The sequence below is a fragment of the Herbaspirillum sp. 1130 genome, assembly GCF_017833835.1.
Taxonomy (GTDB): Bacteria; Pseudomonadota; Gammaproteobacteria; order Burkholderiales; family Burkholderiaceae_D; genus Herbaspirillum; species Herbaspirillum huttiense.
This window is the reverse complement of the sequence record NZ_JAFICQ010000004.1, coordinates 372,507-395,863: the sequence shown is the minus strand read 5'-3', so window position 1 is coordinate 395,863 and position 23,357 is coordinate 372,507. Positions and strand designations below refer to the sequence as shown.

Annotated in this window: 23 protein-coding genes; 14 read left to right on the top strand and 9 right to left on the bottom strand. The window is 63.1% G+C overall.

Annotation, left to right across the window (positions count from 1 at the left end; translation table 11 throughout):
* Nucleotides 1-4 precede the first annotated feature (4 nt).
* A complete protein-coding gene (locus JOD78_RS19660; protein ID WP_121043256.1) occupies nt 5-658 on the bottom strand; it encodes a DUF4136 domain-containing protein in 654 nt (217 codons plus the stop codon).
* Nucleotides 659-1,083: 425 nt separating this feature from the next.
* Here JOD78_RS19660 and pepN point away from each other — a divergent pair, with 425 nt between their 5' ends.
* Both pepN and JOD78_RS19650 read left to right on the top strand, forming a co-directional pair.
* A complete protein-coding gene (gene pepN / locus JOD78_RS19655; protein WP_209567438.1) occupies nt 1,084-3,780 on the top strand; it encodes an aminopeptidase N in 2,697 nt (898 codons plus the stop codon).
* Nucleotides 3,781-3,855: 75 nt separating this feature from the next.
* Nucleotides 3,856-4,857, top strand: a complete 1,002-nt coding sequence (locus JOD78_RS19650; RefSeq protein WP_039784418.1) for a class 1 fructose-bisphosphatase — start codon at nt 3,856-3,858, stop codon at nt 4,855-4,857.
* A gap of 127 nt (nt 4,858-4,984) precedes the next feature.
* Here JOD78_RS19650 and JOD78_RS19645 read toward each other — a convergent pair whose 3' ends face one another.
* The 3 genes from JOD78_RS19645 to JOD78_RS19635 form a co-directional block, all read right to left on the bottom strand.
* Entirely contained in the window at nt 4,985-6,544 is a 1,560-nt protein-coding gene (locus JOD78_RS19645) for a GGDEF domain-containing protein (RefSeq protein WP_227022750.1), read from the bottom strand.
* A gap of 121 nt (nt 6,545-6,665) precedes the next feature.
* Nucleotides 6,666-7,571, bottom strand: coding sequence for an EamA family transporter RarD (gene rarD, locus JOD78_RS19640; RefSeq protein WP_121043250.1), 906 nt, complete (start codon nt 7,569-7,571; stop codon nt 6,666-6,668).
* Between the two features lie 138 nt (nt 7,572-7,709).
* Complete coding sequence (locus JOD78_RS19635; protein ID WP_034334554.1) at nt 7,710-8,018, bottom strand: hypothetical protein; 309 nt, start codon at nt 8,016-8,018, stop codon at nt 7,710-7,712.
* Nucleotides 8,019-8,827: 809 nt separating this feature from the next.
* Here JOD78_RS19635 and JOD78_RS19630 point away from each other — a divergent pair.
* The 3 genes from JOD78_RS19630 (at nt 8,828) to JOD78_RS19620 (ending at nt 13,812) form a co-directional block, all read left to right on the top strand.
* Nucleotides 8,828-9,622, top strand: coding sequence for a transporter substrate-binding domain-containing protein (locus tag JOD78_RS19630; RefSeq protein WP_121043247.1), 795 nt, complete (start codon nt 8,828-8,830; stop codon nt 9,620-9,622).
* A gap of 243 nt (nt 9,623-9,865) precedes the next feature.
* Nucleotides 9,866-11,407 carry a methyl-accepting chemotaxis protein gene (locus JOD78_RS19625; RefSeq protein WP_121043245.1) on the top strand — a complete coding sequence of 514 codons (1,542 nt, stop codon included), beginning with the start codon at nt 9,866-9,868 and terminating at the stop codon, nt 11,405-11,407.
* Nucleotides 11,408-11,871: 464 nt separating this feature from the next.
* Entirely contained in the window at nt 11,872-13,812 is a 1,941-nt protein-coding gene (locus JOD78_RS19620) for a methyl-accepting chemotaxis protein (protein WP_134136734.1), read from the top strand.
* Between the two features lie 212 nt (nt 13,813-14,024).
* Here JOD78_RS19620 and JOD78_RS19615 read toward each other — a convergent pair whose 3' ends face one another.
* On the bottom strand, nt 14,025-14,273 hold the full coding sequence (locus JOD78_RS19615) for a DUF3297 family protein (protein ID WP_034334548.1): 249 nt from the start codon (nt 14,271-14,273) through the stop codon (nt 14,025-14,027).
* A gap of 172 nt (nt 14,274-14,445) precedes the next feature.
* On the opposite strand from JOD78_RS19615, the gene JOD78_RS19610 reads away from it, so the two are divergent.
* From JOD78_RS19610 to JOD78_RS19580, 8 genes are all read left to right on the top strand, one after another.
* Complete coding sequence (locus tag JOD78_RS19610) at nt 14,446-15,825, top strand: iron-containing redox enzyme family protein (protein WP_134136736.1); 1,380 nt, start codon at nt 14,446-14,448, stop codon at nt 15,823-15,825.
* Nucleotides 15,826-15,999: 174 nt separating this feature from the next.
* A complete protein-coding gene (locus tag JOD78_RS28255) occupies nt 16,000-16,122 on the top strand; it encodes a hypothetical protein (RefSeq protein WP_255475323.1) in 123 nt (40 codons plus the stop codon).
* Nucleotides 16,123-16,354: 232 nt separating this feature from the next.
* Nucleotides 16,355-16,513, top strand: a complete 159-nt coding sequence (locus tag JOD78_RS19605) for a hypothetical protein (protein ID WP_166675081.1) — start codon at nt 16,355-16,357, stop codon at nt 16,511-16,513.
* 91 nt (nt 16,514-16,604) lie between these two features.
* Complete coding sequence (locus JOD78_RS19600; protein ID WP_134136737.1) at nt 16,605-17,279, top strand: SOS response-associated peptidase family protein; 675 nt, start codon at nt 16,605-16,607, stop codon at nt 17,277-17,279.
* Nucleotides 17,280-17,455: 176 nt separating this feature from the next.
* Nucleotides 17,456-17,923 (top strand): FecR domain-containing protein, encoded by a 468-nt coding sequence (locus JOD78_RS19595; RefSeq protein WP_209567436.1) that lies wholly within the window; start codon nt 17,456-17,458, stop codon nt 17,921-17,923.
* Complete coding sequence (locus JOD78_RS19590) at nt 17,916-18,539, top strand: OmpA family protein (RefSeq protein ID WP_310839838.1); 624 nt, start codon at nt 17,916-17,918, stop codon at nt 18,537-18,539. Before JOD78_RS19595 ends, JOD78_RS19590 begins: the two co-directional genes overlap by 8 nt.
* Before the next feature lie 61 nt (nt 18,540-18,600).
* Complete coding sequence (locus JOD78_RS19585; protein ID WP_134136740.1) at nt 18,601-19,341, top strand: hypothetical protein; 741 nt, start codon at nt 18,601-18,603, stop codon at nt 19,339-19,341.
* 202 nt (nt 19,342-19,543) lie between these two features.
* Nucleotides 19,544-19,729, top strand: a complete 186-nt coding sequence (locus tag JOD78_RS19580; protein ID WP_227022751.1) for a hypothetical protein — start codon at nt 19,544-19,546, stop codon at nt 19,727-19,729.
* Nucleotides 19,730-19,819: 90 nt separating this feature from the next.
* Here the strand turns inward: JOD78_RS19580 and JOD78_RS19575 are convergent, their stop codons facing one another.
* Nucleotides 19,820-20,122, bottom strand: coding sequence for a hypothetical protein (locus JOD78_RS19575; protein ID WP_034333405.1), 303 nt, complete (start codon nt 20,120-20,122; stop codon nt 19,820-19,822).
* A 201-nt stretch (nt 20,123-20,323) separates the two neighbouring features.
* Entirely contained in the window at nt 20,324-20,701 is a 378-nt protein-coding gene (locus JOD78_RS19570; protein ID WP_121043233.1) for a response regulator, read from the bottom strand.
* Nucleotides 20,702-20,926: 225 nt separating this feature from the next.
* Between JOD78_RS19570 and JOD78_RS19565 the strand changes: the two genes are divergently transcribed.
* Nucleotides 20,927-21,553 carry a LysE family translocator gene (locus JOD78_RS19565; protein ID WP_121043231.1) on the top strand — a complete coding sequence of 209 codons (627 nt, stop codon included), beginning with the start codon at nt 20,927-20,929 and terminating at the stop codon, nt 21,551-21,553.
* A 14-nt stretch (nt 21,554-21,567) separates the two neighbouring features.
* Here the strand turns inward: JOD78_RS19565 and JOD78_RS19560 are convergent, their stop codons facing one another.
* Nucleotides 21,568-21,804 (bottom strand): hypothetical protein, encoded by a 237-nt coding sequence (locus JOD78_RS19560; RefSeq protein ID WP_039784455.1) that lies wholly within the window; start codon nt 21,802-21,804, stop codon nt 21,568-21,570.
* Between the two features lie 208 nt (nt 21,805-22,012).
* Nucleotides 22,013-23,347 (bottom strand): PAS domain-containing methyl-accepting chemotaxis protein, encoded by a 1,335-nt coding sequence (locus tag JOD78_RS28250; protein ID WP_280921004.1) that lies wholly within the window; start codon nt 23,345-23,347, stop codon nt 22,013-22,015.
* Nucleotides 23,348-23,357 lie beyond the last annotated feature (10 nt).

Genomic DNA, 23,357 nt, shown 5'->3' with positions numbered 1-23,357 from the left:
GGGATCAGTTCTCCGGCTGGCCGTTCTTGTCCACCTTGATGCGGATGTGGCGCGTCACGCCGCTGGGACCGGGGAAATCCTCGAAGGCCGCGCGCACCATGGCCGGCATGGCGGCCGTCAGTCCGGCACGCTGGCCTTCGCTGTCGACCACGACGTCGAACAGCTTCTTGCCGTCGCTGGCCTGGCTGATGCCGATCTGCAGCCGGCGCAGGAAGACCGGATAGCTGGTGGTCTGCATCGGACCACCATACCAGAAGGGATCATAGAACGGTCCGTAAGGGCCGTAGAAGCCGAACGGGCGCGGACCAAAGCGTCCCCAGCCCGGCCCCGGTCCGTAGAAGAAGGGATCATAGGCCGGCCGGCTCACTACCACCTGCTCGGTATTCATCCCGTAGCCGAAGCTGACCTGCAATTGCGCCGACTTCAGATCGCGCGCCTCGGTGAAGCCGAGGAATTGCAGCTCCTGGCGGATCAGCCCGGCGTAGTTCTGGTATTGCAGGTCATTCTCCTGTTCCTTGGCGGGCGCAAAGGTATAGGCGCGCTGGTTGTAGTCGGGCGACCAGGCGTGGAAAGAGGTGACGTTGCTCTCGATCACCGAGGCGCAACCGGACAGCAGCAGGCTGGCCGCTGCAAGAAGGGGATAAAGCCAGCGTTTCATGAACGAACTCCATCAGAAAAAAGCCGGGCACCGGGCAGAAGGCTGGGATGCCGTGGGAAGGGCGCTTGCGGGGCGATATGAAGCAAAAGGCAAAAAACCTTGCCTCGTCAGACCCAGCAAGCGGCCATTTTGAGCCCGCGTGGAAAGCGACAGCCGGAAAACCCCGCTGCGCCTGCCTGCTTCGCCCCAATCTGGGGCAAGGGCCGGTTCCGCCATTGTACCGGCCGTAGGCCGATATGAACCATGCTTCCCGCCAACAGTCCCTGATGGAGACGAGCGCGGCAAAACCGGCCGATTCCATTCGCGCAGTGCGGGATGATTGGTAAAATCGGGTTTTTGCTGCACCTGAATTGGCTTTGTACTGTCTTAGCCTTCACCTTAGCCCTCACTTTCTGACCTCCATTTCCCTTCCCGGACAGGCCTCCATGCGCACCGATACGCCCCAGACGATCTACCGTAAAGACTACGCCGCTCCCAATTACCTGGCGGACACCGTCGAGATGGGTTTCGACCTCGATCCCGCTGACACCCGTGTGGCCACCCGCATCACCCTGACCCGCAACCCGGACGCCAAGGGCCGCGACCTGATCCTCTTCGGCGAAGAGCTGGAACTGGTGGCTCTGCGCCTGAACGGCAAGACGCTCTCGCAGGCCAAGGGCGATTTCCGCATCGCCGGTGGCGTGCTGACCATCCCTGCCGCCCCGGCCAAGGTGACGCTGGAGATCGAGACCCTGGTCCATCCGGACCGCAACACCTCGCTCATGGGCTTGTACGTGTCCAATGGCAATTTCTTCACCCAATGCGAAGCCGAAGGCTTCCGCAAGATCACCTATTTCCCGGATCGTCCGGACGTGATGGCCAAATTCACCGTCATGCTGCGCGCCGACAAGGCGCGCTATCCGGTGCTGCTGTCCAACGGCAACCTGATCGAAGAGGGTGAGCTGCCCGATGGCCGTCACTATGCGAAGTGGGAAGATCCGTTCAAGAAGCCTTCTTACCTGTTCGCCCTGGTGGCCGGCCAGCTGGTCTGCCAGGAAGAAACCGTGCGCCTGCATTCGGGCCGCGATGCGCTGCTGCAGGTGTGGGTGGAAGAGGGCAACCTCGACAAGACCCAGCACGCCATGGAGTCGCTCAAGAACAGCATCACCTGGGACGTGGAACGCTTCGGCCTGGATCTCGACCTGGACCGCTTCATGATCGTGGCGGTGGGCGACTTCAACATGGGCGCCATGGAAAACAAGGGCCTGAACATCTTCAACACCAAGTACGTGCTGGCCAATCCGCGCATCGCCACCGATGTCGACTTCGCCAACATCGAAGCGGTGGTCGGCCACGAATATTTCCACAACTGGACCGGCAACCGCGTCACCTGCCGCGACTGGTTCCAGCTGTCGCTGAAGGAAGGCCTGACCGTCTTCCGCGACCAGGAATTCTCGGCCGACATGATCGGCAGCGACAGCGGCCGTGCCGTCAAGCGCATCGATGACGTGCGCGTGCTGCGCCAGGCGCAGTTCCCGGAAGATGCCGGTCCGATGGCCCACCCGGTGCGTCCCGATTCGTTTGTCGAGATCAACAATTTCTACACCGTCACCGTCTACGAAAAGGGTGCTGAAGTGGTGCGCATGTACCAGACCCTGCTGGGCCGTGACGGCTTCCGCAAGGGAATGGACCTGTACTTCAAGCGCCACGATGGCCAGGCCGTGACCTGCGACGATTTCCGCGCCGCCATGGCCGACGCCAATGGCCGCGACCTGTCGCAATTCGAACGCTGGTACAGCCAGGCCGGCACGCCGCTGGTGCAAGCCAGCGCGGACTACGACGCCAAGCGCAAGACCCTGACCCTGACGCTGGAACAGAGCTGCCCGGCCACGCCCGGCCAGAAGAAGAAACAGCCCTTCCACATTCCGGTAGCCGTGGGCCTGCTGGATGCGCAGGGCCGTGACCTGGCGCTGACCCTGCAAGGCGAGAAGAAGGCCGGTGCCACCACCCGCGTGCTGGAACTGACCAAGGCCAAGCAGAGCTTCACCTTCATCAACGTCGATGAAAAGCCGGTGCCGTCGCTGCTGCGCGGTTTCTCCGCGCCGGTGGTCCTGCAATACGACTACAGCGATGCCGAACTGGCCTTCCTGATGGCCCACGACAGCGATGCCTTCAACCGCTGGGAAGCCGGCCAGCGCCTGGCCACGCGCCGTCTGCTGAACCTGACGGTGGCCGTGCAGGCCGCGCGCCAGTCCGGCCATGTGGTGGCGGTCGACACCGTGCTCAACAACATCGAGCACGATGGTGCCCTGGCCGAAGCGCTGCGCGCCACCCTCAAGGACGAGTCGCTGGATCCTGCCTTCCGCGAACTGGTGCTGACCCTGCCGTCGGAAACCATGATCGCCGAACAGATGGAAGTCATCGATCCGCACGCCATCCACGTGGCGCGCCAGTTCCTGCGCCGCTCGCTGGCGCGCGAACTGCGCGATGATCTGCTGGCCGTGTATCGCGCCCACCAGACCCCGGGTGCCTACAGCCCCGACGCCGCTTCGGCCGGTCACCGTGCCTTGAAGAACGTGGCCCTGTCCTACCTGGCCGAGCTGGATGATGAAGAAGCCATGGCTCTGGCCCAGCAGCAGGACCAGGACGCCAACAACATGACCGACCGCCTGGCCGCACTCTCGGCTGTGCTCAACAGCGCCGCCCCCGGCAAGAGCGAAGCCCTGCAGCGCTTCTACGCCGAGTTCGAACAGGAAGCCCTGGTCATCGACAAGTGGTTCACCCTGCAGGCCACGGCCCGCAATGCCGACGTGAACACCGTGCGCACCCTGACCGAGCATCCGGCCTTCACATTGAAAAATCCGAATCGCGCACGCAGCCTGATCTTCAGCTTCTGCAACGGCAACCCCTCGGCCTTCCACGCGCTCGATGGCAACGGCTATGCCTTCTGGGCCGAACAGGTGATCGCCCTGAACGGCAGCAATCCGCAGGTGGCCGCGCGCCTGGCGCGCAGCCTGGACCGCTGGCGCAAGTACACCCCGGCGCTGCAGGAAAAGATGCGCCTGGCCCTGCAACAGGTTGCGGCCACCCCCAAACTCTCGCGCGACGTGGCCGAAGTCATCACCAAGGCCCTGGCCGATTGATCTGTCAGACAGATAATTGACCCCTCACTCATTCATCCGATTCATTAAATAAAAACCACTGCAAGGAAGACCACCATGAAACGTATCAGCCTCACGCAACACCTGATCGAGCAGCAGCGTCTGCACAACAAGATCCCGTCCGAACTGCGCCTGCTGATCGAAGTCGTCGGCCGTGCCTGCAAGTCGATCTCGCATGCGGTCGGCAAGGGTGCGCTGGGCGAAGTGCTGGGCAGCGCCGGCAGCGAGAACGTGCAGGGCGAAGTGCAGAAGAAGCTGGACGTGATCTCCAACGAGATCCTGCTGGAAGCCAATGAATGGGGCGGCCACCTGGCGGCCATGGCCTCCGAAGAAATGGAGACCATCCACCGCATCCCCAACCGCTATCCCAAGGGCGAATACCTGCTGATGTTCGATCCGCTGGATGGCTCCTCCAACATCGACGTCAACGTCTCCATCGGCACCATCTTCTCGGTGCTGAAGGCCCCGGAAGGCATGACCGAACCCAGCGAGCAGGACTTCATGCAGCCCGGCACCAAGCAGGTCGCCGCCGGCTATGCCGTCTATGGCCCGCAGACCGTGCTGGTGCTGACCACCGGCGACGGCGTGCACTGCTTCACGCTGGACCGCGAAATGGGCGCCTGGGTGCTGACCCAGAAGGACATCAAGATTCCCGAAGACACCAAGGAATTCGCCATCAACGCCTCCAATCAGCGTCACTGGTTCCCGCCGGTCACCCGCTACGTCGATGAAATGCTGGCCGGCTCCACCGGTCCGCGCGGCAAGGATTTCAACATGCGCTGGATCGCCTCCATGGTGGCCGACGTGCATCGCATCCTGAACCGCGGCGGCATCTTCATGTACCCGGCCGATGCGCGTGAGCCGGGCAAGCCGGGCAAGCTGCGCCTGATGTACGAAGCCAACCCGATGGCCTTCATCGTCGAGCAGGCCGGTGGCGCCGCCACCGATGGCCAGCAGCGCATCCTCGACATCCAGCCGGAAAAGCTGCACCAGCGCGTGGCCGTGTTCCTGGGCTCGAAGAATGAAGTGGAGCGCGTGACCTCCTATCACAAGGAATAAGCGTCCGGCGAATCACTCGCCTGCTGCAGAAAATGCCGCCCGGTTTTCACCGGGCGGCATTTTTTATGCCCGCTTTTCTGTGCGGTTTACCGCAGGTTTTTCTGTGCTTGATTCTGCTGCGCGCGTGTCAGCTCTGTGCCGACGGCGCTCCCGCCTCCGCCAGCCGCACCTGATTGCGCCCGCCATGCTTGGCTTCATAGAGGGCCGCATCGGCGCGCCCCAGCAAGTCTTCCACGGTGCGCTCGCCCGCTGGCAGCAATTCCATGGCACACACGCCCGCGCTGGCCGTGACCACGCCGCGCGGATTGCCGCGATGGGGCAGGTCCAGCGCCTGGATGCCGGCGCGGATCTTTTCCGCCACCTGCACCGCACCGTCGGCATCGGTATCGGGCAGCAGCATGAGCATTTCCTCGCCGCCATAGCGCGCGGCCAGATCGCCCGGCCGGCGCTGGCGCTCGCGCAGGACGGCGGCAATGCGGCGCAGACATTCGTCGCCCGCCTGATGGCCGTAGAGGTCGTTGTACTGCTTGAAGAAATCCACATCGATCATGATCAGCGAGAGAGCCGACTTGCTGCGTGCGGCACGCCGGAATTCCGCCGCCAGTACGGTATCGAGATGGCGACGGTTGGCCAGGCCGGTCAGGCCATCCTGATGCGCCAGCTGCTCCAGCCGCTGGTTGGCCTGGTGCAGCTCGCCCATCACCTGCAGCGCGCGATCCTCGGCCACCAGGCGCAGCTCGATCTGCCCGATCAGCCGCCACCCGAACAGCCCGATGATGATCAGCAACAGCAGCACCGCCGCACCATACACGATGGTCTGCTGCTGCCACGGCGCCAGCGCTTCATCCCTCGACGTGGTCACGGTGACGATCAGCGGGAAGCCCTGCACCGGCTGGTACGACACGTAGCGGTCGATGTCGTCCAGCGGCGAATGCAACAGTACATGGCCGCTGGTTGGACTGGCCAGCGCTTCGCCGATGACCGGGTCCAGGCTCAGGTCGTGATTGATGTAGGCGGGATCGAAAGGCTGCCGCGTCAGGACCTTGCCGGGCCGCAGGAGCAGCAGGATGGAACTGTCGCGGCCGATCTCCACGGTCTGGTACAGGGCGTTGAAGTGATCCAGCCGCAAGGTCGCCAGCAGCAGCCCGGCGAAGCGGCCATCCGGATGATTCAGGCGGCGCGACATCGGAATGATCCACTGGTCGGTACTGCGGCTGAGCAGGGTCGGATGGATGTGCGGTTGGGGATCGTCGTGATCGCGGTGATAGATGAAATACGCGCGGTCGCTGTTGTTGGCATCGCTGGGGCGCGGCGGCGAAGAACTGGCCACGCGATTGCCGTGCTCGTCGAAGATGTAGAGCCCGTCGAGCTGCGGCATTTCGCTGGCCAGGCGGCGCAGGACCGGGCTCATGGCGTGCAGCTGCGCATGGGTGGTGCCGGCATCGTCGATACGGTCGCTGATGTTGATCAGCGCGCCGTGGGTGGCCTGGAACACGTCATAGGCATGGCGCGCCAGGGCGCGCGCGATGTTGCCGGAATAGATGCGGGTGTTGTCCAGCTGCACCGTGCGCGCGGCCAAGCTTTGCCAGACGTGGCCAGCCGCGATGGCCACGCAGATCAGCGCGACGAAAAGCCGTGCCCGCCGCGCCACGGAATGGCGCGCTACCCGCCCTGCCTTTGCCAGCATTGGCCGCATCGTCCGTGTCTCCCCTCCCGGCCGGTCTGTTCCCTCCCCAGGGTGGACCGTTTGAACCAGTATAAGGAGATGGCTCAGCCGTACTGGCCGCGATCAGTCCGTGAAAAAGCCCTCAATTCGTGGGCTGCGCCGCCGGCCGGCGCATCAGCTTGACGCTGTGCAGTGCGGTCAGCAGCACCGACAGCCAGATCGGCACATAGGTGCCCAGCTGCGCCAGCTGCAGGCTTTCGCCCAGCACCGCCATGGCCACCAGCACCAGCAGCACCGGTTCCACATAGCCGAGGATGCCGAACAGGCCCATCGGCAGCAGCTTGCCGGCGCGCAGGTAGCTGGTCAGGGCGATCATGCTGAGAATGCCCAGGCCCGGCAGCAACAGCCACATGGCGGGTGTGCGCAGCGTAGGGCCGGTGGCCGGGCTGAGCCCCAGGGCCAGCAGCGAGGGCAGCGCCAGCACCATCAGTTCCACCGCGAAGATGAGCATGGAGTCGAGGCGGATGCGCCGGCGCAACATGAAGTAGGGGGGATAGCCCAGCGCCACTGCCAGCGTTGGCCACGAGAAGGCGCGCGTCATCCACAGTTCATGCGCCACGCCGACGCAGGCGCACAGCACCGCCAGGCGCTGCAGCAGGTCCATCTTCTCGCCATAGTGGAAGCGGCCTACGAGCACCATCGACAGCGGCAGCATGAAGTAGCCCAGCGAGACTTCCAGCGCCCGGCCATTGACCGAGCCCCACAGGAACAGCCATTGCTGCAGGGCCAGCAGGGCCGCCATCAGCACCAGTAGTGCGATGCGCGCGGGGCTGGCCAGCAGTTCGGCCATGGCCGCGCGCAGCCGGGGCAGTTCGCCGCGCCAGGCCAGCAGGCCGAGCACGCAGAGCAGGGTGATGAGGATGCGCCAGGCAAAGATGTCCGTGCCATCCAGCGGGGCCAGCAGGCGGGTGTATCCGGACAGAAAGGCGAACAGGGAAGAGGCCAGCACGGACAAGCCGATGCCGCGGCCGACAAGTTGAGGATTCATCGCAGGACCAGGTGCGTCCGGCGCGAGGAAGAGGCACCGGCAAAAGCGCGATTCTACGGCAAGCCGGGGCTGCGGGTCGCGCGCATGCAAAAAGCCCCGGCCGGAGCCGGGGCTTTGAGGTCGACGCGAGGGAGGAAATTATGCGCCCGGGGAAGTGCCCAGCGGGCCATCCTTCTGTTCACGCGCATAGTTGTTGGGCTGGCCGTTCGGGACTTCATAGCTCTTGCGGTCCACGTACTGGCCATTCTGGCCGCTTTCCTGCATGGCCGCCGGCGAGGCGGTCTGCTGGCCCTGGTAGTTGTAGTACTGCGACTGCGAGGACGAATCGTATTGCTGCTGCTGCGCGCCCTGCATCGAGCTGCCGCCCTGATCATAGGACTGGGCATAGGCACCGGTGGCGAAAGTGGCAGCGGCCAGTACGGCGGCGGTGAGGAAGGTCTTGGTCATGGCTGTTCTCCTTTATCCTTGGTTGTGCATTCGATGGCGCTGAATGCAATCGGGACTTCAGTTGCAGTGGCGGATACGATCATGCATGCATCCACAGGTTGGCCTTCGTTTCCCAAAAGCAGGCACGGCACGATAAGACTTGAAAAAATGTGTCGGGTGGCCTGCATTGCCTGAAAACTTGGGTTCATCATAGGAAGACCGGAGCGCCGCGACAGTCGGAAAGCCCAGCATGTTCTTGTCGGACATTTCGCGCGCGTCTGACAGTCGGCTTGATCGGCGTCCGAGCGCAAATCCAGGATTTTCGATTGATGCAGAATTGAGTGCAATCCAGCTCATCCATGCACAGGCCGTATCAATCCAGCCTGTGCAAATGATCAAAGTGCGAGTCATCTTCGCGGTGACAGGCGCCGGACGTGTCAGTCTGCAAGCTGACACATCGCCCTGGTTTCGTTACAAAACGTATCACTGCCTCATTCTGGCGCAGTGGCAAAACGCTAAGTAAATGTCCTTTGTAAATGTCCTTTGCGAGCTTGTGTGAGAATGTGGGCAAATGCGTTCAGACGGACAGAGGGTCGGACCAATGTGCGCCCATCCCGCCTCATTCGGCCCCACGCCCGCTTGATCTGCGACAGGGAAGTGCAACTCGCTGTGGCAAAAATGCGTATCTCTCCCAAGCGGCGCGAATTGCGTTTTGGCAGGTGGCACAACCGGGTTATTCTCAGTCGCATGGGGTTGCTCATGCCGCCTGTCCAAGGGGGCTGATGAAGCAGAACAAGGGGGACATCATGAACAAGGCAACAAGCACTGCGATGCTGGCCGTGCTGGCAGCAGTGACTGCGCTCAGCGCACCGCTGACGGTCCGCGCTGCCGAATGCAGCAAGGTCGTCATCTCGGCCGATTCCGATTACGCGCCCCTGCACTGGTACGACGGCAAGCGCCTCACCGGTGCCAGCATCGAGATCGCAACGCGTGCCCTGAGTGCGCTCAATATCCCTTATGAGGTACGCTACGTCGGTCCTTTCCACCGCGTGCTCAAGGAGGCCGAGAGCGGGCAAGTGGCGATGGTGTCCTCGCTCAAGAACACGCCGGAACGCCAGTCCTACCTCGCTTTTGCCTCGGTGCCGCTGTTTTCCAATCCGATTGCGGTCTTCGTGGCGCGCGACAAGCGCTTCGCCTACGCCGGCTGGAAGGATCTGATCGGCAAGCGCGGTGCCATTACGCTGGGCAACCAGTTCGGGGGCGGCTTCGATGAATTCCTGCGTGACAATCTCATCATCGAGACCGCGCAAAAGTTTTACATGAATTTCTCCAAGCTCGATTCGGGCCGTATCGACTACCTCATCACCGGTTACTACAACGGCGTGATCTACCTGAACCAGAACGGCCTTGCCGATCGCTTCATGCCGCTGCGCCCCTTCGTCAGCGAGAGTGACAACTACCTCGCCATGAGCCGCGCCAGTCCCTGCGTGAAGCTGCTGCCCCGTATCAACGCGCAGCTGGAAGCGATGCAGAAGAGTGGTGAGCTGCGGGCGGTGCTGCAGAGTTTTGAAACCGATCTGCGCATCGACACCGCCAACCCCGACCAAAGCGGCCGTGCCAAATGAAATCCGGCCCATTCTCACGAGCCGGCGCTTGCCCCTGCAACAGCGGGAAAGAAGCGTAAAACCCTCGCTGTTCCTCACCAGCCGCATGTCATGCGCGGGATAGAGTGACAGGCTGGGGAGCAGTGCGTCGCCCGGACGCGCTGCCGCATCACACACATCACATCGTGCCGCACGCGACGACCATGCCCATCCGAGAAGGCAGGCGCGCGCGCCGGCCTTCATTCAAAAGACGGAGAGGACAATTTGAAGCTGCGAACCAAGATCATCTGGCTGTGCGCCACCACGCTGGTGGGCATCCTGATCATTGCCATGGTGTCGCTGACCACGCTCAGGCGCACCATGATGGAAGAGCGCGAAGCCCAGCTCTCGCTGCTGGTCACGCTGGCCAAGGCCGCGGCCGAGAAGGCGCAGGCGCTGGAGCAGTCCGGCAAGCTCACGCGCGAACAGGCGCAGGCCCAGGCCAAGCTGGCCATCGGCAGCTTCGTCAAGGAGCAGAATTACTACTTCGTGCGCGGCTATACGGACGACTTCAACTACGTGCATCCCAATCCCAAGCGCGTGGGCATTCAGGACAAGACCGCCAAGGAGGATGGCGACCGCTATCGCGCCGCCCTGCAGGGCAAGGAGATCGGCCTGCTGATCGCCGAAGGCACGCGGCCCAATACCACCGAGAAGGTGCAGAAGCTCTATGCCGTGACGCGCTTCGCCCCGTGGGACTGGACCATCGGTTTCGGCGCCTACATCGACGACATCAATCAGGCCTTCTATCGCAATGCCCTGGTGCTGCTCCTGCTGGGCGGCGTGCTGATGGGCGCGATCGCCACCATGGCCGCCTTCATCCTGCGCTCCATCCTGCGCCAGCTGGGTGGCGAGCCGGCACGTGCCGTGCAGATCGTGGAGCAGATCGCGCAAGGCGACCTGTCCACGGCCGTCGCGCTCAAGGCCAATGACCGCCACAGCCTGCTGCATTCCATCGAGACCATGCGCCGCAGCCTCTCTGGCATCGTGCAGGGCGTGCGCCAGGGCACGGACACCATCGCCACCGCCTCCGGCGAAATCGCTGCGGGCAATCTTGATCTGTCCTCGCGCACCGAGCAGCAGGCCAGTGCGCTCGAAGAGACCGCGTCTTCGATGGAAGAGCTGACGTCCATCGTGCGCCAGAATGCCGACAACGCCAGCCAGGCCAATCAATTGGCGATCACCGCCTCGGGCGTGGCGACCAATGGCGGCAAGGTGATCGAACAGGTGGTCGGTACCATGGCCGACATCAACAGCGCTTCCACCAAGATCGCCGACATCATCGGCGTGATCGACGGCATCGCCTTCCAGACCAACATCCTCGCCCTCAACGCTGCCGTGGAAGCGGCGCGCGCCGGCGAGCAGGGACGCGGCTTTGCGGTGGTGGCCTCGGAAGTGCGCTCGCTGGCGCAGCGCAGTGCGCAGGCGGCGCGGGAGATCAAGGGACTGATCGAGGATTCGGTCAGCAAGGTGGACAACGGCTCGCAGCTGGTGGAGCAGGCAGGCCGCACCATGCAGGAGATCGTCACCAGCGTGCGCCACGTGACCGACGTGGTGGCCGAGATCAGCGCCGCCAGCCGCGAACAGAGTGCGGGGATCGAAGAGGTCAATCGCGCCATCACGCAGATGGACCAGGTGACGCAGCAGAATGCGGCGCTGGTGGAAGAGGCGGCCGCCGCTGCCGCTTCGATGCAGGACCAGGCCGCGCAACTGGCACAACTGGTGTCCGTGTTCCGGCTGCAGGACGCTGCCCAGGGCCTGCGCTAAGTCCCACGGCTTGCCCGGGCTGCGGCGTTCTCGCTTTCCATTCCTTCATTCTCACATCCGCCGCTTCTGCGCGCTGCACATCGCAGCGCGCAGAAGCGGCGGATTTTCTTTTGTCGCGCGCACGGGAAAATCGCGTGAGTTTCAATGAGACGCGGTGAGTTCCGGTGACACATGCAGGTTTGCATGCCAATTTTTCTTTCCGTACGGAACTCTGTCTGCACGGCCATAGTCTAGTCTGCACTCGTATTTGCATCGGGAACAGCGGTGTGAGGCGAGACGGTCGGAATTGCACAACAAAACCGGACGCCACTGTTCAAATCCCTAGTGAAAACAGGGTGGCATCCGTAGAATTGCCCGACTGCAAAAAGCCGCAATGACGCGGCTTGATGGCGCAACGGAGCGTCTCGCGCAACAGCGCAAGCGGCCAACGATGGCCCTTCCTACACTCCAACACCAACAACATCATGCGCTCCTGGATCAATCATCTCAATTACTCACGCAAGTTCGTCCTCATCGGCGCACTCGCTTTTATGCTATTCATCGTGCCGACCACCATCCTGGTCCGCACCAACCTCGACGACCTGGCCACTGCCCAGCGTGAATCGCTGGCCCTGGCTCCCGGACGGGAACTGCTGCTGCTGCTCAAGCAGATGCAACAGCATCGCGGCCTGTCGGCCCTGTATCTGGCCGATGGTGATGGCGCAGCCGCCAGCCGCGCAGAGCGCCAGAAGGAAGTCGATGCCACCTTCGACCGTGTGCGCAGCGGCCTCAAGCCGCTGGAAGACAAGGCCCTCACCGATGCGCTCGATGGCCTCAATGCGGACTGGCGCGCACTCACGCAAAGCATCGCCAGCAAGTCCATCAATGGCGCGCAGAGCAACCTGCAACATGCGCAACTGATCAAGCGCGAGCTGGATCTGCTGGATGACGTGGCCAACAGTTCCGGCCTGGCGCTGGAAGCGGAGGCTGCGTTGTTCTACGTGCAGCGCGCGGTCATGTCCGAACTGCCGCAACTGACCGAAGCACTGGGCCAGGCCCGTGCGCGCGGTGCCGTGATGCTGGGACGCGGCCAGGCCGATGCGGAAGAACGTGCCCGCCTGGAAAACCTGTCCGACCGTGCCCGCCGCAGCTATGAAAGCGCCCGCCGCTCGCTGACGTTGGCTGCGGGCCGCCACCCCCTGCCGGCCGAGGTGGAAAGCGCCCGTGCAGCAGCCGTCACCGCTGCCGACGAAGCCTTCAAAATGGCCGACAGCGCCATCGTGCGCGCCGATCAGCTGACCATGCCGGCCCCGCAATGGGTGTCCACCATGACGCGCATCATCGATACGCAATTCGTGCTGGTGACGTCGTCCTTCGACATGATGCGTGACGAGCTGCAAGCCAAGATTCCGCGCCTGCGCAATGAACTGATCGTGCTGTGTGCTTCGCTGGCGGTGCTGGCCATGGCTGCGCTGTGGCTGATGGTCGCCATCACCCGTGCCACCACCAGTTCGCTGTCGGAAGCAGTGCGCCTGACCGAGGCGGTATCGGCCGGAGACCTGACCCAGCATGTCGAGGTCAAGGGCAGTGATGAAGTGGCGCGTCTGCTCATGGCGATGCAGGCCATGACGGCGCAACTGAGCATGGTAGTCGGCAGCGTGCGCAGCAATTCGGAGAGCGTGGCCACCGCCAGCGCCCAGATTGCCCAGGGCAATGCGGACCTGAGCAAGCGGACTGAGGAGCAAGCCAGCGCCCTGCAGCAGACTGCCGCTTCCATGGAAGAACTGGGATCGACCGTGCAGCAGAATGCCGACGGTGCCCGCCAGGCCGGCCAGCTGGCGCGTGATGCCGCCGAGGTGGCCAGCCAGGGCGGCGCAGTGGTGCAGCAGGTGGTGCAGACCATGCAGGCTATCCACGCCGGCTCGGACCGCATCAGCGACATCATCGGCGTGATCGATGGCATTGCTTTCCAGACCAACATCCTGGCGCTCAACGCGGCGGTGGAAGCTGCCCGTGCCGGTGAGCAGGGACGCGGCTTTGCGGTGGTGGCCACCGAAGTGCGCAGCCTGGCCCAGCGTTCGGCCACGGCGGCGCGCGAGATCAAGGAACTGATCACCGCCAGCGTCGACCAGGTCGGGCAGGGTACGCAGCTGGCCGATCAGGCCGGCAAGACGATGGAAGAGATCGTGACCTCGATTCGCCGTGTCAGCGACATCATGGTCGGCATCAACGCCGCCACGGCCGAGCAGAACACCGGCATCGCCCAGGTTGGCCAGGCCGTGACCCAGATGGACAGCACCACCCAGCAGAATGCAGCGCTGGTGGAAGAAAGCGCCGCTGCGGCCATCAGCCTCTCGGGCCAGGCCCGCGAGCTGGTGCAGGCGGTGGCCGTGTTCCGTGTCGGAAGGGCGGCACTGGCGGCATGATCGGTTTGGCTGATGGCAGTACCGGTCTGATATCGGCTGGACGGATCATCTGCCCGATCGATCAATCAAGGCAGATTGAGCGATGCCGTCGATGAATCCCGACGGCGTGTTTTTCGATCTGCCAAGTAAAAAGAAAAGGTCCGCAGCATCTTGCTGCGGACCTTTTTTGCATGCGGGAAAGAAATGTGATGGCGCTGACTGTGGCGCGCGGCTCAGCGATAGAACGGTTCAACCCGCCCCTTGAGCTTGGTCAGCATGGGATTGCCCTTGCGGTCGAGTGCACGGCCGGCGGGAATCTTGATCCAGCCTTCGCTGATGCAATACTCGCTGACGTTGTTGAATTCCTTGTCGTTGAGCTTGATGCCGATGTCATGCTCGAAGATGGCGGCAACGTAGTGCGGGCTGCGGGGATCGACGCTGAGGCGGTCGGGGAGGGCTGGGCGTTGTGCGGTATCGTTCATGGGCGCGATTATCGGACATAAGAACCGCCAAGACAATGGGCCTCCGACGCCGCCCTGCTGCATCCTCCTACCGCCCGCCGGGCATTTTCCGACACCAAGGCTGGCCGCCCGCTGATAGCGCTGGCCTGTGCCGGCGCGCATGCTCCATGCATCTGACTTTGCGCGAGGATGTATGCGATCTACCGTCGAGGAAATGCAGGCCGCCCGCTCGGCCGCCCAAGCCTACCGCCACCAGCCCGGCAGCCTGCAGGCCGCGCACGTGTATGCGCAGCTGTTCGTCGCAACGCCCGACGAGGCCGCCCTGGCCATGGGCCGCGACTACCTTGTGCAACAGATGCAGGAAGCGCAAGAACTGCCCTGCGACCTGCCGCAGGAGCCCGCCGCATTGGCCAGCTGGATGGAAGCGCGCGCCGCTGAAGTCGGCGTTGCCTATGAAAGCTATCTCAAGGAACGCCAGAAAGGCGCGCCGCGCCGCTACTTCAGTGGCCGCGCCCATGCGCTCAATTTCCTGCGCTGCGTGGGCCCGACCAAGATGGTCGATGGCGCCTGGCTCTACAGCGCCATCCCGCGCTGGCGTGATCCGCTGTTCCGTCCGCTGATCCTCACCTATCTGGAAGAGCTGGGCGATGGCGATGCCGCCATGAATCACGTCACCCTCTATCGCAGCCTGCTGGCCGCCAACGGCTGCGAGCACGGACCGGCGTTGTCCGAAGAACATTATGTGCAAGGAGCCATCCAGCTGGGGCTGGCCCATCACGGGGCGGAATTCGAGGCCGAGGTGTTCGGCTTCAACCTCGGCTATGAGCAGTTGCCGCTGCACTTGCTCATCACCGCCTACGAACTCAATGAACTGGGCATCGACCCGTATTACTTCACCCTGCACGTCACCATCGACAATGCCGCCAGCGGGCACGCCCGCAAGGCCGCCGAGGCGGTCGCGCAGGCGGCCGCCCAGGCTGCGGATCCGCAAGCCTTCATGCAGGGCGTGCGGCGCGGTTATCTGCTCAATGAGCTGGGCGCGAGCACGCTGGGCGTGATCGGCTCCTTTGTCCTGCAGGATGAGGTGGTCAGGGTGCTGGCCGAGAAAGCGCCCTTCGGCCGCATGATGCACTCGGACTATTGCCGCATCGGCGGCAAGACGGTCAACCAGTGGCTGGAACAGCCTGACGGCATGGCCAGCTTCCTGGCCGAGATGGAAAAGGCCAAGTGGATCACGCGAGGCAAGCCAGCCGAGGAGAGCCGCTTCTGGCGGCTGATCGATGCCGCCGGCGGGCAGATGTTCGGGGTCTTCGAGGGCTACGAAAAGCAGGTCATCCGTGAGTGGATCGAGGACGGTTGGAACGATGGCCGCCGTCAGCCGAGCTTCCGCGCACTGGCGCGCGGCCGTGAGAACGCCGCTGCCGAGGCCCCTGCCGTGCCGGCCGTGGCCTTGGGCGAGGTCGATCTCGATGCGCTGGTGGCCGAGCTGGCACCGGGGCGGCATCATTTCGTGCCCGGTTTGGAGGCGACGCGGCGCTACAGCGAGCGTTACCGGCGTGCATGTGTGGCGTAAGCGCCGCGCCACGCAGCCGGTGACGGGAGCGCAGCGGCAGTCGGCTATAATGTCGGGCCTTGGCCGCTGGCCGCCCCGCAGGATGCACGCTCGCAGCCGATGTGAAGTTGCAGGCGCGGAGGCGGCGGCCCGACCCGTCAACCCGCCGGCACTCCGCCGGCTGCTGGAGAAACCATGAACATTCGCGCAAGAAAACGCCTGATCTATCGCCGTCACCGCATCGGCATGCTGATCGCCGCCATCGAATCCCTGATCGCCCTGGAAGAATCCATCCTCGAAGGCAAGCAAGCTGCCTGAGGTAGCAGGAGGATTACTCCAGTCCGCTGCGCGCAGCGGGTATGGCACCGAAGAACCGACCTTGCCGGTCGGTTTTTTATTGCGCGCAAGATTTCAATTGCAATATGGAATGGCTTTGCTGACATCGGAGTGCAACGGTCCCGGCGCAAGCTGTCTCCATGCCGAAACGCCAAGGCCAGCCACAGCTCCGAGGCCAACCGGTCCACGCAACCTGCTTTCACTGGAGACCATCATGCGCATTCTCACCACCACCTGCACCGCCCTGTTCCTGAGCCTGGCCGCCACCGCCGTGCGTGCCGAGAGTCTGTTCCACGGCACCACTGACTACGAATCGCCGCTTCCCATGCTGCTGCACATCAGTGCCCGCCTGATCGGACGCCTCTTCAGCTGAAACGGGCGGAGGCGGCAGCCGGCGCTTGCGTCACGGCTGCCGCGCTGTGGCACAATCGCGGCTCCTTGCTGCGACCTGGATCCGTCCTGCCATGTGCGTCAACTACAAGCCCACTCCCAAATCCATCATCACCGCGCTGACCGGCGCCGACACCTCCGCTACGCCAGACTGGCCCGAGGAGACCTGGCAGGACTACGCCGCCCCCGTGGTACGGGCCGGGCTGGAGGGCGAGCCGGAACTCATCGTCGGCACCTACGGCATGATGCCCCGGCGCAAGCTGCAGGGCGGATTGCAGATCTCCACCATGAATGCTCGCGCCGAGACCATCGGCGAGAAGCGCAGCTACGCCGGCCCTTGGCGGGCCATGCAAACCTGCCTGTTGCCCATGCACTGGTTTTATGAGCCCAATTACGAAGCCGGACGCCCGCAGCGCTGGGCCATCGGCATGGCCGACGACCAGCCGTTCTGCGTGGCCGGCCTGTGGCGCGCCTGGGAGGAGCCTGAAGGAGGGTATGCATTTTCGTTTACCCAGATCACCATCAATGCCGATGCGCATCCCCTGATGAATCGTTTTCACAAGCCGGGCGAGGAAAAACGCAACCTCGTCATCATCCCGCCCGCCGACTATGCGGACTGGCTCAACGTCGGTGATACAGAAAACGCGCGCAGGATGCTGGTCAACTATCCCGCCAGCGCCATGAAGGCCTGGCCTGCGCCCAAGAGCGAAGCGCGGAGCAGCTCAGGGCAGGGTTCGTTGCTCTTTTAAGGGCCAGCCGCTGCCATTTCGCACGCCAGATGTAAAGAATTGTTGACCTTCCCCATGATTTTCTGTGAAATTGCGCGGTGGCATCATGGCCGCGCCTCCGGTGCGGCACACGCAGGACTCACGTCATCATCACAACATCAGGGGAACGCGGCATGCGGATCAAGAGGGCGGGGCCGATGTGGAGTGCATCCGGGTGGGCTGGCCTGCTGCTGGCCAGCGCTTCGCTGCTGGGCCAGGGCAGTGCAGCTGCGCAGGAAGCCACGGCCAGCCAGGCCGGCATCGTCAAGGTCCTGCAAGGCGACGTACGCGCCGAGCGCAGCGGCAAGACCCGCCCGCTGGCCACCGGCGAACGGCTTTATGCGGGTGACCGGGTACTGACCGGTGCCGCCAGTGCGGTCGGGTTTACCTTGCGCGACGATACGCTCATTTCGCTCGGCTCCAACAGCCAGTTCCTGCTCGAACAATTTGCTTACAACGACAAGACCGACGAGGGCAGCGTTGCCGTGCGGCTGACCAAGGGCACGCTGCGCTACGTCTCGGGGCTGATCGGCAAGCGCTCGCCGGAGAGCCAGCGGTTGTCGACCCCGACGGCCACCATCGGCATCCGTGGTACCGACTTCATCGTGGAGGTGGCCGGTGAATAAGCCATCGCTCCATTCACTGTACCGGCCGCTGATGCGCTGCGCCTTGCTGGCCGTGGTGACGCTGCTGGCTGCATGTGCCGGGCCGGCGGAACGTTTCGTGTTGCTGCCGCAGGCCGATGGTTCGGCCAGCAGCATCGTGGTCAGGACGGCCAGTGGCGAGACGGCACTGACTTCGCCCTATGCAGCGGTCGAGACGCGCGGCGGCAAGCCCGCGCCGACCCAGACCCTGTCCGCTGCCGAGGTGGACCGGCGATATGCCGAGGTCATGCGCAGCCTGCCGGCGCGTCCGCGCAGCTACGATCTGCTGTTCGAGCTGGGGACTGACCGTCTGACGCCGGCCTCGCAGGAATTGCTCAAGAAGGCCATCGCTGAAATCAAGGAATTCCCCGCCGGGGAATTCATCCTCACCGGCCATGCCGACAGCATCGGCAGCGATGCCACCAACGACGCCTTGTCGCTGCGGCGCGCGCGCCTGATCGAGCGTGAATTGCAACGGGCGGAGGTCAAGGCCCTGAGCATCGAGGTCATCGGCAAGGGGGCGCGTGATCCGCGCGTGCCGCAGAAACGCGGCGTGGCGGAGCCGCGCAATCGTTTCGTCGAAATCAAGATCAGGTGAGCCGGGCGGCACGCTGCCGATGCAGCGCCGCCTGTCGTCCTGCCATTCTCAGGGGAATCACATGGGCAATCGCGTCTATCTCTACTGCACCGACTTCGAGGGTATGCCTACGGAGGAACAGGCCGACGAATTCTTTACCATGATCGGTACCGAATACGAGGCCACCGCGCGCCTTCCCTTGTTCTGGATGTGCCTGTTTTCCGGGGACGATATTCACGTCTCGTCCGGCCCTGCCACCGAGGGCGAGCACAGTGGCAAGCAAGGCCCTGAAGGTCCGGGGGACGATGATGAGTACGATGATGATGAGTACGAGGAGGTCGATGAGGATGCGCCGCGTCCGTTTGCCTACTTGGGGTGCGAACGTCTGGCGGGCATCGCCCGTCTGCGCCAGCGCTCGGCGATGCTGCGTCCGGTGCTGGGCGAGGAGCGCCACGCCTTGTATGAGGACTGGATCGCGCGCCTGGAAGCCGAACCCCGGCGCAACATCGTGGTGAACACGGAAGAGCTGGACGTCATGTCCGATGGGGGCCAGCTTGAGCAGCAGCTGCGCGCCGCGTATCAGGAACTGGCCGTGATGGATGAGCGGCAGGCGTGGCAGATGAGCCCCTTGCTGCATGACCTGGCCGGCCTGTACGAAGAGCTGGCAATCAGCGAGGTGGCCAGCTGGACATTGGCCGGTTCGGCCAACGGGGCCACGCGCTGGCCGCCCGAACTGGCGCAGCCACCGCACCCGGAACAGCCCGCCGGGGCGATTGCTGCGTTGCCCGCGCCATCGCCGTGGTGGATGTTCTGGAAGCGTTGAACTCCGCAGACGGGTGGAGCTGAACGAAGGTATGCGCCGTCTTTCGGAGATTGCTTATTGTCGAGTTTGATCGTGGACTATCGAATAGCTCATCAATGGCGTGCGCGCGACACAACTAGGAAATTTCCTGATATTCGCGAAATGATATAAAACATAAGATCACGCCATTGCATCGACCTTTCCATCTCAAGGAAGCATGGCCATGATCCAGTCCCTTCTGCACTACGGCAGCTATCTCGCTGCGTTCTATGCGGCTTATGTCGTGGTCGGCATGGCGTTGACCGGAGTATTTCTGTGGCGTGTGCTTTCGCGCAAGCCGGCGATGCAGAGCCTGCCGGCGAGGGTCGAGTCGACAGCGGGCGACGAATCCCACGCTGCCTTGCATTGAAACCGTAATGAAAAAGGCCCGGACGCGCGCTCCATCTCCTGGAGAGCGTGTCCGGGCCTGCCCGGGAAGGCAGCGTGATCAGCGTTGCTGTCAGCTGTTCTTGTGACTCTGCTGTCCCGCCTTCACGTGCTGTTCATGTGAACCGCCGCGGCTCGAATCGCCTTGTTGCTGGCCGGAGCCACTGCTGCTCTGGTTCTGCTGGTCGTTCTTGTGGCTCTGCTGGCCGGCTTGTACGTGCTGTTCATGCGAGCCGCCCCGGGTGTTGCCACCTTGCTGCTGGCCGGAGCCGCTGCTGCTCTGGTTCTGCTGGTCATTCTTGTGGCTTTGCTGGCCTGCCTGGACGTGCTGTTCGTGGGAACCACCGCGGCTGTTGCCTTGATTCTGATTCGACATGATGTCACTCCTTGATGAATGCCCTGCGCTTGTGCGCAGTAACTACATCATCGTCCCCTGGCTCCGCCGCAGACATCGGCCAAGCTCCCTTGATCCTGTCGGCTGTGACTGTCGGACGCGTCTCCAATGCAATACATCAGCTTGGCCGACGGGCGCCTGTCATCACTCTGCGGGTGCAGAGCATGGGCGTTCTGCACGGACTTACTGCACGGATTCGATGGTGGACAGCAGGTGTTCGAAGGAACAGGGTTTGGTGAGCAGGGCGGAGAACACTTCGAGTGCCTGCCAGGAATTGCTCATGGGAGTGGCACTGAGCAGTACCACCGGAATGGACGAGAAGCGTTCATCGCCCTTGATGCGGGTCGCCAGTTCCAGGCCATCCATCACCGGCATGCGCAGGTCAGTGAGGACCACGCTGACTGCGGTGTGCTCATGGGCCATCAGTGCCAGCGCCTCTTCCCCGTTGCCGGCTTCGAGCACGTGATAGCCGACGCCTTGAAAGACTTCTGCAAAAATGTTTCTGACATCCTTGTTGTCTTCAACGATCAGCAGGGTACGAGCGTGACTGCTCGGATTCATGAAGCGATCTCCGGGTGGATGGGCTGCGTCCTGAGATCAGAACGAACGGCTCCGCGATTATGTGACCGAAATGATCATGGTTGCATCAGTCAATTCCTGTATCGCGGGAAAATCGCGCTGACATCCTCGTAAGAATATGCGCGTCACCTGCGCGTCAGGTGGCGTGCCGCTAGAATACAGGCTCCGGTGACGCGACGCGTCGCCCTCATCTGCCAAGGAGCCGCGATGTCTCTGGAAAGCCTGCTGCTGTTCATTCCCTCGTGTTTTGCACTGAACATGGCCTTCGGCCCCAACAATCTGCTCTCCATTACCATCGGCGCCCATCACGGTCTGCGCCCGGCCTTGCTGGCAGCGGCCGGCCGGCTGGTGGCCTTCGCGCTGATGATAGGGGTGGCAGCGGTGGGCATGGGCGCACTGCTGATGGCCTCGCAGATGGCCTTTACGGTGGTCAAGGTGCTGGGGGCGGCCTATCTGATCTGGCTGGGCTGCAAACTGTTTTTCGCCAGGGTGGAGCTGGGCGGCCAGCCGCTTGAGCCGCAGCAGCGCAGTATTGCCGGTTATGTGCGCAAGGAGTTTCTGGTCGCCATCGGCAATCCCAAGGCCATCCTGGTCTTTACGGCATTCTTCCCGCAGTTCGTGGTACCGGAAAATTATTTATCCAGTTTCCTGACCCTGGGCGCGATTTTCCTGGCGCTGGAGGTGGTCGCCATCGCCGCCTATGCCTACGCCGGCACGCGCCTCTCCGGACTGATGCAGAATGCGCGCGGTCTGCGCTGGATGAACCGCATCAGCGGCGGCATGATGATCTTCTTCGGGACCTTGCTGGCATTGGCCAAGCGGCCGGCAGCCTGAGGGACTGCGGGGCGTCAGGAGAAGCTCAGCTCCAGCCCCATCATCCTGGAGATGAAAAAGGTTGCCACTCCCAGCACCAGCAGCGAGATCACGAACAGCGCTGCCACTTTCCCGCTGGCGCGCAGCACCGCGTTGCGCTCGGCCTGCTTGCCCTTCTTGCCCTGATCGTAATGCCACTTGATGGCGTAGAACATGCCGATGCCGAGCACGGCAACCTTGAAGATGATGAAGACGATTGGGACCCAATCCATGATGTCGACCATTTGAATCGCTGGAAGAAAAATCCGGTGCCAGCTTTGCGAATCTGAAAGTAGCAGAGGCGAGTCACTGTTTCCGTAACAGTGTCCTGTGCATTCTAACCAAGGCGACGCAGGCGGGTCCAGCAGACATGATCCATACAAGCTGCGGCACTGCACGAGTGCGCGTGTGGCGGCGGGCGCTGCCGTAGCCGGGTGGCACTTATTTCATCAGCACCTGCAACTGGCTCACCGCTTCGTTGACCTGCCCGATCTCATTGATCTGGTCGTTCGCGGAGGTGCTGATGGTCTCGATGATGCCGGTGATGTCGTTGATGGAGTTGACCATGGTGCTCATGGTCTTGCCGGCATTCATGACCAGCTCGGTACCTTGTCTTGCTTCATTGACCGAGCCGCTGATGAGCGTCTTGATTTCGCTGGCCGAGGCCGCCGTGCGCTGCGCCAGGCTGCGCACCTCGCCGGCCACCACGGCAAAGCCGCGGCCATGTTCGCCGGCCCGGGCCGCTTCGACGGCCGCGTTCAGGGCCAGCAGATTGGTACGGAAGGTGATTTCGTCGATCACGCCGATGATCTCGGTGATCTTGGCGGCACTGGCGTTGATGGCGGCCATCTTGTTGACGACCTCCTGCATGACCACGCCGCCTTGTTCCGCGATGGAGGAGGTGGCCTTGACCAGATCGTTGGCCTGCTGCGCGCTGGCCGAGCCCGTGCTCAGCGCTTCGGACAGCCCGCCCACGGCGGCCTGCAGGGTCTGCGTGGCCTGGGTCTGGATGCTCACGTCGGTGGCGTACTTGACCACCTTGAAGACCCGCCCGTCCATGTCGAAGATGGGGTTGTAGTTGGCCTGCAGCCAGAGCGCATCGCCATTCTTTTTCACGCGGCGATACAAGCCGGCATCGTATTGGCCGGCCGCCAGCCGCTTCCAGAATTCCTGGTAGTGCGCCGAGGCGCGCTCGGCGGGCTCGACGAAGATGGCGTGATGCTTGCCCACGATTTCGGACAGGGAATAACCGACCGCGCGCAGGAAGTTGTTGTTGGCGTGCAGGATGTTGCCATTCACATCAAACTCGATCACCGCGCGCACCTTGTTGATGGCGGTGATCTGTCCGGAGAAATCGGCGGCCTGCAGCTGCTGCTGCGTGACGTCGCGCGCGTACTTGACGATCTTGAAGGGGCGTCCCATGGCATCGATGATGGGATTGTAGGTCGCCTGGATCCAGACCTCGTGTCCGGATTTGGTGATGCGGCGATAGAGGCGCTGGTCGTATTCACCGCGCCCCAGTTTCTGCCAGAACTGCGCATAGGCAGGCGCGTTGCGCTCTTCCTCGGCGACGAAGATGCGATGGTGCTGGCCTTTGATCTCTTCCAGCGTGTAGCCCATGAGATCGAGGAAATTCTTGTTGGCCTTGATGATCTTGCCATCCAGCGTGAATTCGATGACTGCCAGCGCCTTGTCGATGGCGGCCAGTTGACCCAGCATGTCGGCCTTGCGTTTGCTGAGACGTGAGAAAAACGAGAGCGAGTCGAAGAAAGCCATGATGGGCGCC